Below are 12,658 nucleotides of genomic sequence, written 5' to 3'. Positions count from 1 at the left end.
ATTAGCAAGGCTTTCGATTTTTGGTGGACGTTGCAAGTGCAAGCAAATTCCTCTATGTAACCTCTCGTTATACGAAATGATAGGAAATCCTATTCATTCTCGTACAGGGGTACTGGTGTTTTGGACACCTATTTAAGTCTGTTTAATATATCATTTCAAAACGAATTTTTCAACCAGAATTATCAAGAATTTCAAAGGTTTTTTCAGACTCAATGATTCTATGTAATTTAGACCTGCCGAAGCAGGTCTTTTTTTATTTCAGCATAATCTCTCTATCCTCAGCGCCGAGCATATAAGCACCCTTGGCAAAAGCATCCCTTGCCAGAAGCTCTGCTACATCAACCCTATCGAACAGCATCCATATTTCTTTCTCTTTCGGAGTCAGTTCATGGCTATGGTCAAACAAATGCTCAAGTCCCAATCCTTCAAGCAATGCCGACTTTGCTACTTTGTATTCCTCAGCTCTGCCAACATATTCGTCGTTCCTTTCCTTGGAAAATGCCTCGATATTGTCAGCTCTCAGATGCTCGTAATACTCGTCCATAAAGATTCTATCCATACTCGTTGACCTCCATAACAAAAAAAATAAGGGCAGACCCTTTTACAGCTATTGTAGCTATGTAAAAGGATCTGCCCTTGCAGTTACTATAATGTTTTTGCCAGCGACTTCAGGAGTGCTGCCATTTCCGGATTTTGCAGAAGCTTCAGAAGAAGTTCTTTATCATCAGCGGAGCTTTCCGTTGCGGCTGGTTGAACCGGCTCAGGCGTTGCCTGTCTGCCTGAGTAGAACGCAGCTTCCATTCTTTCAGCGTTCAGTCTGCGGTCATCGTCGATGATATGGGAGTAAATCCGTTCGTTCACCCTGATGTTTCATCGCATCCAACTTCATCTTGTAGGCAAATGCTCTTTCGCTCGGCAGGATACTCTCCCTCTGCAAATTCGCATCGACCATCAGAATAATGGCTGCATCATCATCCAGGTCACGAACAATCGCAGGCATGGTTTCCTTACCCGCAAGCTCCGATGCACGGTGCCGCCTGTGACCGGAAACGATTTCATAACCACCGTCGGGGTCAGGACGGACAATCGCAGGGGTGAGAACTCCAAAATCTCGGACGCTCTCTGCCGTTTTCATCATTTCTTCATCATCAACCACACGGAAGGGGTGTCCCTCAAAGGGGTGTAACTCAGAAAGCGGAATTTCCTGCACACGCTCCTGCTGGGCTTCAGCTCTGGATTGATCGGTGGAGAAAATATCATCGTACCCCTTCAAGCTGATGTTTGCGCCTTTTTTCTGCATTGTTTAACACCTCCTTCGTCAGAACTTTATAGGCTTCGGCAACTTTGCCTTTGGGATCATGCTTGAAGATACTGGTTCCCTCTGCGCTGATTTCCTCTGCACGGACGGAACGGGGAATATCTGTCTTGTAGACTTTCAGCTTTCCGCCGTAGCTCTCCCGAATCAGATTGCTGATGTCCTTGGAGTAGTTGGTGCGGCTGTCCACCATCGTCAGAAGAATCCCTTCAATCCTCAGTTTCGGGTTGATTTGCCTCTTGACCTTGTTGATGGTTCCAAGCAGCTGTTCCAGACCCTTTGCAGGAAGGTATGCTGCCTGAACCGGTATCAGCACATTGTCGGCAGCTGCCAACGCATTGACGGTCAGCATACCCAAAGACGGCATACAGTCCAGAAGAATGTAATCATAATTCTGTTTGACTGTATCCAGGTATTGCCGGAGAATGGTTTCCCGGCTCATGGCATTGACCAGTGCTACCTCCATACCTGAGAGTTCGATGTTGGACGGCACCAAATCAACGCCCTCCGGATGATGAAGAATCCCTTCATCGGGAGTAATAGGGTTTTCCATCATAATCTTTCCCATCAGATCGGAAAGTGTCGGAGACAGATCATCCGGGCAGGGATTGCCCAAACTGACCGTCAGGGAAGCCTGGGGATCGGTGTCTACCAGAAGCACCTTTTTTCCTTCAAGAGCCAAGCCAACGCCCAGATTCTCGGTGGTGGTGGTCTTTCCAGTGCCTCCTTTCTGATTGACCACCGCAATGATGGTTGCTTTTTTCGACATTTATCGTCACTCTCCTTCCTCTCGCTTCATTTTCAATTTCTTAAATCCTCCTTCCAAATATCCGTGTGACATATCGTGCCGAACAAGAGCATCGTAGTAGGTGTCTATTGTCGTCGGCGCATTGTATATCGTAGTCAGCATATACTGACGGATATTTCTAATCTTTGTGGTGTTCTCTTTGAAGCAGTCCATAACATATCGAATATGCTCGACATTCAGTTTCATAAACCGGCTGCGGACAATTTCTGCCGGACGCTCCTCTGCACCAATGCGAATCAACGGTCGCTTCGTGCAAACTGTTTCAACGATCAACTCCAGAATGTTATCCAGCATTTCGGAATCGTAAGGGTAATCCTTCTTCAACAAATCCATACTGAGCTGATCCGAGAAATAATCAAAGTATTCTTGATACCGGTCATTCTCGTCTATCATTCCACCCTTTCCGGAAGGAAAGATAGAATCAGTATCACTAAATTCAGTATTTTTAATATCAGTATTATTACATTGTGATTTCGGAAGTTCTTGAGTTGTGATTTCCATTGTTCCAGAATTGTGATTTTCACAATTCAAGAGTTGTGAATCCACAGCAGAGATAAAGTTCTTCACATAGATCAGGTTGGGCTTTCCCAAACCCTGGCGCTTGCGTTCAATCAATCCTGCTTTCTTCTCAAGTTCACTGAGCAGTTTGATAGCCTTTTGTTCAGCGCAGTTCAGAGCTATCTTCGCTTCGTCGATTGTAAAAATGATATACACTCGACCGTTTTTATCTATCCAGCCATTCTTGGCAGACAAGCTCATGCGGTCAAGCAAAATGCCATACAGCATCTTGGCATCAGCGGAAATATTCCAGAACCTCTCGTTCGTGAACAACACCTTCGGAACTCGATAGAATGTGAATTGATCGGATTGCTGACCGTAAAAATAATCAAAACTCACACGGCTTCACCACCTTCTTTCTGCGGAAAACTTTCTGTTGTCAGTGGAACGCTGCGGAAAGTCGTATCCGTCTTTTCGTGAGGACATCGGGCAAAATAGCAGAAGCGGTATTCCTGTTCATACGCATCCATATCAACGAAGCCCCACTTCACGCATAACCTTCTTCGTACACCAACCAATGCACGGGTGATCTCGCCCATAGGGACAGCCATCACATTCCGACTTGGGTTTCGGCGGCAAAGAGATTAAGTAGTAGCAATTATCTCTACCCAGACGGCAACCCTTTCTGCCATTTGTCCAGAAGTAACAGTAATGACAGTCGCTCGGCTTGTCTGCGGCATAAACAGGCTTGCTCAAATAAAACACCTCCCATCTCTTGTATTTGCCCATGGTTTTGGGCATAAAAAAAGAGCGCCTATCCATCCCCGATGCGGGGCAAATAGACGCTCTATGTATATAACGATATTCAATTTTATCTGCTATAACTGCATGGTACTCAAAACATCCGCCTTTTTTGATTAGCTGGATTTTTGGCACGATTTTGGGACTGATTAGCAGGAAGGGCATTTTCATTAGCAAGAACAGCCCGTTTTCTGCTAAAAATTAGCTGGCGATTTTGTCTTATAACAACCGTTCGATTCTGGAGGGGTTGTCAAAAATCAAATTTTGGAGTAGAATTTTATCCCATACAGTGAAAGAGCTTTTTCGCAGCTTTTTATATAAGAAAAGCCGAAAACCCTTGAAAACAAAGGCTTTCGGCGTTGTTAGCTGGCGTCCCAGAGAGGATTTGAACCTCCGACCCCACGCTTAGGAGGCGTGTGCTCTATCCAACTGAGCTACTGAGACATGGCTGGTTTTATGACTAAGCCCGAAGAAATTCGAACTTGAATCCTGTATGAAGTTTTTCCAAGGTGACCGTTGTAACGCAACCTTAGGAGGTGGCAGATCAATCAAATACGGCTATCAGGGAGAAATCTTAGAAAGAAAATAAGAAAACCATGTTCGACATCTATCATGTATCCGAAAACAGATTTTAGAAAAGGGGAAGAAAACGATGCTTGATATCCCCACTTGCTTTCGTAAACTACCCAATTTTCTAACTACCTTGTTGGAAGATCCTGCACTCTCCACCGATGACTTCCGGCAGCTTCACCACTCCTTTGAGGAGGCATGGGAAAAGGTGTCTATGGATGCCCTCCTGGCCGGTCACCCGTTCTGGTATGTCTGTACCGGCAAAACTGCCTGCCAATTGTTCCTTTATCGAACCTGGAACTGGAGCAAAAGCCTGCGTCAAAACAAGGCCCAACTCCACCTGATCCAGGAGCAGCTTCAAACGCAATTCGTACCGGCAGAAGGCCCACAGATTACACCCCAGTCCGCCGAACATCTGCTACAGTTTTTGGATGGGGATTTTGCCTTCTCTCACAAGGTTCTGGCTCCCACTCCCATGCTTATATTTCTGCCAGACTGTGGGCACCAGACCTATGATGCTTTCTGCAGGCCCTATGTCCTCAAAAATAATGCGGTTGTCTGTGACATTTTCCTGCCGTACATTCTGCGGGACAAAATCGCCACACCGGAGAGCATCTTTCTCCATGAACTGGGCCATGTTCTCAACGTCCGCTTGACCGGAGACATCACCCAGGCCCCACCTGCCTTTCTGGACTTCGGAGAGCCTTTCTTCCCGGGGCTGAACACCAAGCATCGCTCCATCTCCGGCGAACTTTTTGCCCACTGCTTTGCCATAGGAATATTCAGCCGGCATCCGGAGCTCCGTGAATTTGATCCCTTTACTGAGGTGGCCCCGGAGGACAAGCAGGCCTTCCAGCATTTTGTGGAGGCCCTCATCTGCGCTCTGCCGGGATAACCTCATCGCACTCTTACAACTGAATCAGCCGCCTTCCGCGGGGAAACGTCAAGCATATCTGTTTACGGCGTTTCCGTCCGTGGACAGGCAAACAGCTGCGTTTTCCCGCATATCCTTTACTATTTCGATGGAAAGGAGCCATGATAATGGGAAAACGCCAGCTGCAAATTACCTGTCACTTTGGCAAAGAGGAGGCGAGTGAACTTTTATTTCGCTCGTTTCTGTTGTTTCTCCGTCGGGAACTGCAACAAATGCATTGAGCCTATGCTGTATTGCCAGAGTAGCAGCTTACTTTGCGATAAATGGCCGCTTATCTCAGGAGGCAGATTATGTACTTAGAGATAAGCAACCCTATGGACTACCATGTGGGTCTTTATATCAGACTGTCAAAGGAGGATGAGAACGAAGGACCATCCGAGAGTGTCAACAACCAGAAATCCATGCTGGAGGAATTCGTCCGGCAGCACCGTTTGAGCGTCTTTGATACCTATGTGGACGACGGCTGGAGCGGGACAAACTTCGACCGCCCTGATTTTCAGCGAATGATCGCCGATATTGAGGCCAGGAAAGTCAACATGGTCATCACCAAGGATCTCTCCCGGCTGGGCCGTGACTACATTCTCACTGGCCACTACATGGAACGGTACTTTCCAGAACACCGAGTGCGGTACATCTCTCTGCTGGACGGCATTGATACCGGGGTGGACTCCACTGCCAATGACATCACCCCCTTCCGGGCGATTATGAACGACATGTACGCCAAGGACATCTCCAAAAAGATCGCCAGTGTCAAGCATGACAAGCAGCGCAAGGGGCTGTTCATCGGCGGCAAGCCGGTCTATGGCTACAAGATGCACCCCACGGAGAAAAACAAGATCGTCATTGACACGGAGGTCGCCCCCACAGTGCGCCGGATCTTCGGCATGGCCCTCTCCGGCATGAGCTGCCGGCAGATCGCCGCCCGGCTCAACGAGGAGCATGTCCCCACCCCCGCCACCTATGCCAACCTCCCCGTGGCAAACCCCGGCCCCTATACCGGCCTGTGGTCCAGTGAGCGCATCTCCGATATGCTGCAAAATGAGACCTATATCGGCAACATGGTTCAGGGGCGCAGCCGGAAAATTAACTACAAGACGAAGAAGTGCATCCGCCAACAGCCTAAAGACTGGGTGGTGGTGGAGGGTACCCATGAACCACTCATTGACCGGGAGACTTTTGACAAGGTGCGCCGGCTGGTAGACAGTCGCAAGCACACCCGTAGCCGCACCTACGATTTCCTTCTCAAGGGCCTGATTTTCTGCCACGAGTGCGGCTATCCCCTGGCGGTCCTCAACCGGAAAAACGCCAAGGGGGAGGATGTGCTGTATTTCGTCTGCCGTACCTACCAGCGCTTTACCAAGGCCGGGGTCTGCACCTGTCACTCCATCAAGGAGCAGGTGGTCACCCAGGCGGTGGTGGAGAAGGTACAGGAGGTCTGTCGGCAGTACCTGCACCCGGAGCAGTTACTGCCTATCGCCCAGCAGGAGATTGCAAAAGCCCAGGCGGAAGCGGAGCATGAAAAGGAGATCACCGCACTAAAGGCCAAGATTGAGAGTCTATCCACCCACCTGGATCAGGTCTATCTGGATAAGCTGTCTGGACTGCTGGACGAGGCAGACTTTCAGCGGGTCTACCGAAAGGTCAAGGCCGAGCGGATGGCAGCGGAGCAGCGGCTCTCCCAGATTGACCGGCCGGATTTTTCCCCGGAGGAGCAGGACAGCCTGGCCAAAAAACTGGTGGAGCGCTTTCTGACCACCGCCCCCACAAACCGGGAGGTATTGGTCTCCCTTTTGGAGCGGGTGGAACTGACCGAAGAAAAAGAGGTCATTCTGCACTTCCGGTTCCGGGAACTGGAGAAGCAGGCATGACCCCTGTATTTGCAAGGCTTTGCGCCGTTTTGAGGCGCTTTTCTTTGGGTGAAAAATCGTTTACAGTAGCGGCGCTGGGATACATAGGACCGTGAGATTCCACTCTCCGCAGCGATCTCTCTCTGTGTCCTGGGAGGATGACCATCCAGACCATATCGCTGGACAATGATGCTTCTCTCCCTCTCGGTGAGACAGCGTTCCACGCACTGACGTACCTGCGCCTGGGCGTCCCGGTTATCCAACTCCTCCAGCATATCATCATCCACACTAAGCACGTCCATCAAGGAGAGGGACCCGCCATCCCCATCCCCCTCTAGGCTATCCGACAGAGATACCTCCCCCTGGAGCTTCCGCTGTGCCCTGAAATGCATGAGGATCTCATTTTCGATGCATCGGCTGGCATAGGTAGCCAGCCGGACATTCTTATCCGGTTTAAAAGTTGTTACCCCTTTGATGAGACCGATGGTTCCGATGGAAATAAGATCATCCTGGTTTCCGGCCTGGGTATAGTATTTTTTGACAATATGCGCCACCAGGCGCAGGTTGTGTTCAATGAGCTTGTTTCTGGCCTCCAGGTCGCCTTCCGCATACTCGGCCAGATATCGTCGCTCCTCCTCTGCCTTCAACGGCTTTGGAAATGATCCTCCTCCCTCTGACAGCCGTAGTGAGAAGAATGTACCGTTGAGCACGAGCAGCATCCACGCCATGAACATACCGCCGCCCTCCTTTCCCTGTTCTGCCTAACATTCTATTCTCCCTTTGGCACGTCCTAGCAGAAACGGCTGAAAATCATTTAAACCCAACAAGATTTTCTCACAGATAGGAAAAGCCTGGAGCACCTCGCAGCACTCCAGGCTTTTTCAAAATGCTCATCTACTTCAGAAGAGCCGTTTTCCAGCGGCGTATTTCGCAAAGGGCCGGCCGTCGGAGAGATAGACCACCCGTTCCAGCCGCTCGGCAAGGGTACACGCACGGGTCGTGGGCAGATTAGCATCGTCCATCACGATGGCATCGAACTCGTATCCCGGCTCAAAACTGCCAACTTTGCCGAAGAAGGCACCCCCACCCTTAGTAGCCAGATACAGCGCCTCGGCAATAGTCAAAGCAGGGTCATCCTGATTCACCAACCGCCAGCGCAGCTTGGAGCACTGGATGGCGTCGGTCATGGCCCGGAAAATAGACAAGTGCGCCCCACCGGCCACATCACTGCCCAGGCCCACCCGCTGCCCTTCCCGTAGAAAGGTTCGCACCGGTGCAATACCCGATGAGACATTCATATTGGACTGGGGACAGTGGGCGATAAAGACACCGTTCTCCTTCATCAGTCTCCGCTCCTCTTCCCCACTCCAGACACAGTGGGCCATTACCGTGGGACAACCTGCCCCAAAGAGGCCGAAGCGGGCGTAGGACTCGCCATAAAAGCGGGTGTCAGGGCATAGCTCAGACACCCACTGGATCTCGGAACGGTTCTCCGAGAGGTGGGATTGCATGGCCGTACCAAACGCCCGCTGGAGTTCACCAAGACCGTCCATAAGCTCATCGGTGCAGCTGGGGGTGAAGCGCGGGGTGAGAATGGGACGCACCAGTTGGAAACCACTGCTCTCCTCCAACCAACGGTGGGTCTCAGATAGGGACTCCTCCGTGGTCTCACAGAGAATGTCCGGGCTGTTCCGGTCCATATTCACCTTTCCCACAAAGCAGGGCAATCCGGCCTGCTCTAGCTGTTCCATCAGCATCAGTGTGGCCGCTCGGTGGATGGTAGCGAAGATGCATGCCCGGGTGGTAGCGCTGTTCCTCAGCTGCTCTGTAAAAATCTCATAGGCTCGGCGGGCATAATCCGGATCCGAAAAATGACTCTCCTCCGGGAATGCGTTGTGCTCAAGCCAGTCCAAAAGCTCCATATCCATGCCCAGCCCACGATAGGCGTACTGACTAGCGTGGACGTGGAGGTCAATTAGACCGGGCAGGATGAGCTTCTCCCCAAAATCCTCCATGGGAAGGCCCCGGTAGTGCTCCGGCAGACTGTCAAAGACTCCGGCCACCACGCCGTCTTCACACACCAGATAGCTCCCCGGCCGCAGCTCCAACTGTTCGCAGGTGGGGGTGTAGATCACGTTGCCCTTCAAGGCAAAGGTTCGTTCCATGATTTGCTCCTTATTCCGTGTGGGTTTCCTTCGGACACCCACAGTGTACCACAAACCTCACTTCCCGGCAATGCGGAAACGCTTCCCGGCCATACAAAAGACCCGACGCCTTTTTCCGGCGCCGGGTCTTTGACTTTCCTGGGTCAGGCTGGCTCCTCGGCAAAGTTGCCGGTATAGAGCTGGTAGTACTTACCCTTTTTCTCGATCAGTTCATCGTGGGTTCCACGCTCGATGATGCGGCCCTGGTCCATGACCATGATGCAGTCGGCGTTGCGGACGGTGGAAAGCCGGTGGGCGATAACAAAGGTAGTCCGCCCGGTCATCAGGGCATCCATACCGTCCTGAACCAGCTTCTCGGTACGGGTGTCGATGGAGGAGGTGGCCTCGTCCAAAATGAGCACCGGGGGATCGGCCACGGCGGCCCGGGCAATGGCCAACAGCTGCCGCTGGCCCTGGCTCAGGTTGGCGCCGTCTCCGGTGAGCATAGTGTCATAGCTGTCAGGCAGACGGCGGATGAAGCCGTCGGCGTTGGCCAGAGTAGCGGCGGCCATACACTCCTCATCGGTGGCGTCCAACCGGCCATAGCGGATGTTCTCCATCACCGTGCCGGTGAAGAGGTGGGTGTCCTGGAGGACGATGCCCAGAGACCGGCGCAGATCCGGCTTTTTGATCTTGTTGATATTGATGCCGTCGTAGCGGATCTTGTCGTCGGCGATGTCGTAGAACCGGTTGATGAGGTTGGTGATGGTGGTCTTGCCGGCGCCGGTGGCGCCCACAAAGGCGATCTTCTGGCCCGGCTTGGCCCACAGACTGATGTCGTGGAGAACCATCTTATTTTCGTCATATCCGAAGTCCACGCTGTCGAAGACCACACCGCCCTCCAGCTTGGTATAAGTAACGGTACCGTCGGCCTTGTGGGGGTGCTTCCAGGCCCATACATTGGTGCGCTCAGAGGCCTCGGACATGGTGCCGTCGGCGTTCTCCTTGGCGTCCACCAGCTCCACATAGCCCTCGTCCTTCTCGGGCTCCTGGTCCATGAGGTCAAAGACACGGGAGGCGCCAGCGGCGGCGGTGACCACAAAGTTGATCTGCATACTCACCTGGGTGATGGGCTGGGTGAAGCTCTTGTTCAGGCCCACAAAGGTGATGACGGTGCCCAGAGTGACCCCGGCCAGACCGTTGATACCCAGGATGGCGCCCACAATGGCCACAAAGGCGTAGCTCAGCCAGCCGATGTTGGCGTTGATGGGCATGAGGAGGTTGGCATACCGGTTAGCCAGGTCAGCACTCTGACGCAGGGCCTCATTGACCCGGCGGAAGTCGGCCTTGGCGGCCTCCTCATGGCAGAAGACCTTGACCACCTTCTGGCCGTCCAGCATCTCCTCGATGAAGCCGTCCACGATGCCCAGGTTCTTCTGCTGCTGCACGTAGTACTTGCCCGACAGCTTGGAGAAGTTGGAGGTCACAGTGAGCATGATGGCAGCGGTAATCAGGGAGATGATGGTGAGGAATGGATTGAGCAGCAGCATGGTTACAAGGGTCGCCACCATGGTAATGGTGGAGTTGATGATCTGGGGGATGCTCTGGCTCATGAGCTGTCGGAGGGTATCCACGTCGTTGGTATAGACCGACATGATGTCGCCGTGGGCGTGGGTATCAAAGTACTTGATGGGCAAAGACTCCATTTTGCGGAAAAGGTCGTTGCGCAGCCGGCGCATGGTGCCCTGTCCGATGGTGACCATAATACGGTTGTAGGCAAAGCCGGCAATCACACCCACTGCCATGAGGGCAATAAGCTTACGCAGCTCCCCCCACAGCCCGGAAAAATCCTGGCTGCCGCCAGAGAGCATGGGGATGATGTAGTCGTCCACCAGGGTCTGGGGAAAGGTTGCCGCAATGACCGTGGCCACTGCCGACACCAAAATACAGCAAATGACCAGCAAAAAGAGCGGCCAGTAAGAGCGGAGCATATACCGTACCACACGGTTCAGCACCGGCATGGCGCTCCGGCGAGGCTGCTTGGTTTCCATGTTTCTCTCCTCCTTTTACGCGCTCTGGTCGAAGTCGCCGCCGCCCTTGACCTGAGACTCATAGATCTCCTGGTAGATGGCGTTGGTCTTGAGCAGATTTTCATGGGTATCAAAGGCGTCTACCTTGCCGTTGTCCAACACTAGGATGCGGTCGGCGTTCTCCACACTGGAGACCCGTTGCGCGATGATGATCTTGGTGGTGCCGGGGATTCTTTGGGCAAAGGCGGCCCGAATCTTGGCGTCGGTAGCGGTATCCACGGCGGAGGTAGAGTCGTCCAGGATCAGGACCTTGGGCTTCTTCAGCAGGGCCCGGGCAATACACAGGCGCTGCTTCTGGCCGCCGGAGACGTTGGAACCACCTCGCTCAATGTGGGTGTAGTAGCCGTCGGGGAAGCGGTCGATAAACTCATCGGCGCAGGCTGCCTGACAGGCCGCAATACACTCCTCCTCTGTGGCGTCTGGATTGCCCCAGCGGAGGTTATCCAAAATGCTGCCGGAGAAGAGGGTGTTCTTCTGGAGTACTACGGACACCTGGTCCCGGAGGACCTCCATGTCGTAGGTGCGCACGTCCCGACCGCCTACACGGACGGTACCGGAATCCACATCATAGAGCCGGCAGATCAGGTTGACCAGACTGCTCTTGCCAGAGCCAGTGCCGCCGATGACCCCGATGGTCTCGCCGGTCTTAATGTGCAAGTCGATGTCGGTGAGGGCGTTCTTGCCGGAGCCGTGCTTATAGGAGAAGGTCACGTGGTCAAAATCAATGGAGCCATCAGGCACCTCAAAGACCGGCTCGGCGGGCTCTTGGAGGTCGGGCCGCTCGTTAAGCACCTCGCTGATTCGGCGGATGCTGGCCATGGACATGGAGATCATAACCACCACCATGGAGAGCATCATGAGGCTCATGAGCAAGCTCATCACATAGCTGAAGAGGCTGCTGAGCTCACCGGTGGACATATCGCCGATGACGATGTACTGGGAACCCAGCCAGGACACCATGATGATGCAGAAGTAAACGGCGGTCATCATAGCCGGGTTGTTGAAGGCCAGCAGACCCTCTGCCTTTACGGAGAGACGGTAGAGGTTGTCGGAGGCCTTGCCGAACTTGTCGTTCTCGTGGTCCTCCCGGACAAAGGCCTTCACTACACGGATAGCGGAGATGTTCTCCTGAACGCTGGCGTTCAGATCATCGTAGCGCCGGAAAACCTCGTTGAAGATTTTCATGGTCACCACCATGATAGCCCCCAGCACCACAATCAGAAAGACCACCGCGATAAGGAAGGTGAGGCTCAGCTTGGGGCTGATGATGAGGCACATGATGTAGCTGAAAGTCAGCATCAACGGGGACCGCACCGCGATGCGGATGACCATCATGAAGGCGTTCTGCACGTTTGTGATATCGGTGGTCATACGGGTGACCAGGCCGGGTACGCTAAACTTGTCGATGTTGGAAAAGGAAAAGGTCTGGATGTTGTTGTAGATGGCCTCCCGCAGGTTGGCGGAAAGACCAGAGGAGGCGCTGGCCGCGAATTTACCGGCCGCTGTGCCGAAAGCCAGGCTCAGTAGGGCCAGAACCACCATTAGGGAACCTCTGAATAAAAGCCTTTATCCTGTTTCTACTCAATGTATTAGCCGCCATTTGCGCTTGGTTAAGGTGATTTCAGTGCAAAATAGCCATTATTTATCTGCT

Annotated in this window: 10 protein-coding genes, 1 tRNA gene and 2 pseudogenes; 2 read left to right on the top strand and 11 right to left on the bottom strand. The window is 52.7% G+C overall.

The window, feature by feature from the left end; genetic code table 11:
• Window positions 1-253: 253 nt before the first annotated feature.
• From ACTNBK_RS15355 to ACTNBK_RS15325, 7 genes and pseudogenes are all read right to left on the bottom strand, one after another.
• Entirely contained in the window at window positions 254-559 is a 306-nt protein-coding gene (locus ACTNBK_RS15355; RefSeq protein ID WP_441147418.1) for a hypothetical protein, read from the bottom strand.
• A gap of 86 nt (window positions 560-645) precedes the next feature.
• Window positions 646-861: a hypothetical protein gene (locus ACTNBK_RS15350; protein ID WP_441147416.1), complete on the bottom strand. Its 216-nt coding sequence runs from the start codon at window positions 859-861 to the stop codon at window positions 646-648.
• Window positions 845-1,300, bottom strand: a pseudogene (locus ACTNBK_RS15345) (ParB/RepB/Spo0J family partition protein); the annotation flags it as partial. The gene ACTNBK_RS15350 and the pseudogene ACTNBK_RS15345, both read right to left, overlap by 17 nt.
• Window positions 1,257-2,084: a ParA family protein gene (locus ACTNBK_RS15340; RefSeq protein WP_441147414.1), complete on the bottom strand. Its 828-nt coding sequence runs from the start codon at window positions 2,082-2,084 to the stop codon at window positions 1,257-1,259. The gene ACTNBK_RS15340 and the pseudogene ACTNBK_RS15345, both read right to left, overlap by 44 nt.
• A 6-nt stretch (window positions 2,085-2,090) precedes the next feature.
• A complete protein-coding gene (locus tag ACTNBK_RS15335; RefSeq protein ID WP_441147412.1) occupies window positions 2,091-3,020 on the bottom strand; it encodes a DUF6017 domain-containing protein in 930 nt (309 codons plus the stop codon).
• Complete coding sequence (locus ACTNBK_RS15330; protein WP_256180539.1) at window positions 3,017-3,220, bottom strand: hypothetical protein; 204 nt, start codon at window positions 3,218-3,220, stop codon at window positions 3,017-3,019. The genes ACTNBK_RS15335 and ACTNBK_RS15330 overlap by 4 nt, the downstream gene beginning before the upstream one ends.
• A 569-nt stretch (window positions 3,221-3,789) precedes the next feature.
• Window positions 3,790-3,866: transfer RNA gene (locus ACTNBK_RS15325), tRNA-Arg, on the bottom strand.
• A 208-nt stretch (window positions 3,867-4,074) separates the two neighbouring features.
• On the opposite strand from ACTNBK_RS15325, the gene ACTNBK_RS15320 reads away from it, so the two are divergent.
• Complete coding sequence (locus tag ACTNBK_RS15320; RefSeq protein ID WP_441147410.1) at window positions 4,075-4,887, top strand: hypothetical protein; 813 nt, start codon at window positions 4,075-4,077, stop codon at window positions 4,885-4,887.
• Window positions 4,888-5,216: 329 nt separating this feature from the next.
• Window positions 5,217-6,794, top strand: coding sequence for a recombinase family protein (locus ACTNBK_RS15315; RefSeq protein ID WP_441147408.1), 1,578 nt, complete (start codon window positions 5,217-5,219; stop codon window positions 6,792-6,794).
• Window positions 6,795-6,916: 122 nt separating this feature from the next.
• Here ACTNBK_RS15315 and ACTNBK_RS15310 read toward each other — a convergent pair.
• From ACTNBK_RS15310 to ACTNBK_RS15295, 4 genes and pseudogenes are all read right to left on the bottom strand, one after another.
• Window positions 6,917-7,492: pseudogene (locus ACTNBK_RS15310) on the bottom strand (sigma-70 family RNA polymerase sigma factor); the annotation flags it as partial.
• Between the two features lie 180 nt (window positions 7,493-7,672).
• Window positions 7,673-8,938, bottom strand: coding sequence for an amidohydrolase family protein (locus ACTNBK_RS15305; protein ID WP_441147406.1), 1,266 nt, complete (start codon window positions 8,936-8,938; stop codon window positions 7,673-7,675).
• A gap of 143 nt (window positions 8,939-9,081) precedes the next feature.
• Window positions 9,082-10,968 carry an ABC transporter ATP-binding protein gene (locus tag ACTNBK_RS15300; RefSeq protein ID WP_441147404.1) on the bottom strand — a complete coding sequence of 629 codons (1,887 nt, stop codon included), beginning with the start codon at window positions 10,966-10,968 and terminating at the stop codon, window positions 9,082-9,084.
• A gap of 15 nt (window positions 10,969-10,983) precedes the next feature.
• Entirely contained in the window at window positions 10,984-12,549 is a 1,566-nt protein-coding gene (locus ACTNBK_RS15295) for an ABC transporter ATP-binding protein (RefSeq protein ID WP_441147402.1), read from the bottom strand.
• Window positions 12,550-12,658: the final 109 nt, after the last annotated feature.

Source organism: Intestinimonas sp. HCP28S3_D6 (assembly GCF_052065695.1).
In the GTDB taxonomy this organism is placed as follows: domain Bacteria; phylum Bacillota; class Clostridia; order Oscillospirales; family Oscillospiraceae; genus Intestinimonas.
The sequence above is the reverse complement of the archived record's forward strand: the minus strand, read 5'-3'. Positions and strand labels throughout refer to the sequence as shown.

Coding starts and splice junctions, on each gene's coding strand:
- ACTNBK_RS15300 (WP_441147404.1), bottom strand. CDS start 10,968: ATGGAAACCAAGCAGCCTCGCCGGAGCGCCATGCCGGTGCTGAACCGT.
- ACTNBK_RS15315 (WP_441147408.1), top strand. CDS start 5,217: ATGTACTTAGAGATAAGCAACCCTATGGACTACCATGTGGGTCTTTAT.
- ACTNBK_RS15340 (WP_441147414.1), bottom strand. CDS start 2,084: ATGTCGAAAAAAGCAACCATCATTGCGGTGGTCAATCAGAAAGGAGGC.
- ACTNBK_RS15320 (WP_441147410.1), top strand. CDS start 4,075: ATGCTTGATATCCCCACTTGCTTTCGTAAACTACCCAATTTTCTAACT.
- ACTNBK_RS15305 (WP_441147406.1), bottom strand. CDS start 8,938: ATGGAACGAACCTTTGCCTTGAAGGGCAACGTGATCTACACCCCCACC.
- ACTNBK_RS15330 (WP_256180539.1), bottom strand. CDS start 3,220: ATGGGCGAGATCACCCGTGCATTGGTTGGTGTACGAAGAAGGTTATGC.
- ACTNBK_RS15355 (WP_441147418.1), bottom strand. CDS start 559: ATGGATAGAATCTTTATGGACGAGTATTACGAGCATCTGAGAGCTGAC.
- ACTNBK_RS15295 (WP_441147402.1), bottom strand. CDS start 12,549: ATGGTGGTTCTGGCCCTACTGAGCCTGGCTTTCGGCACAGCGGCCGGT.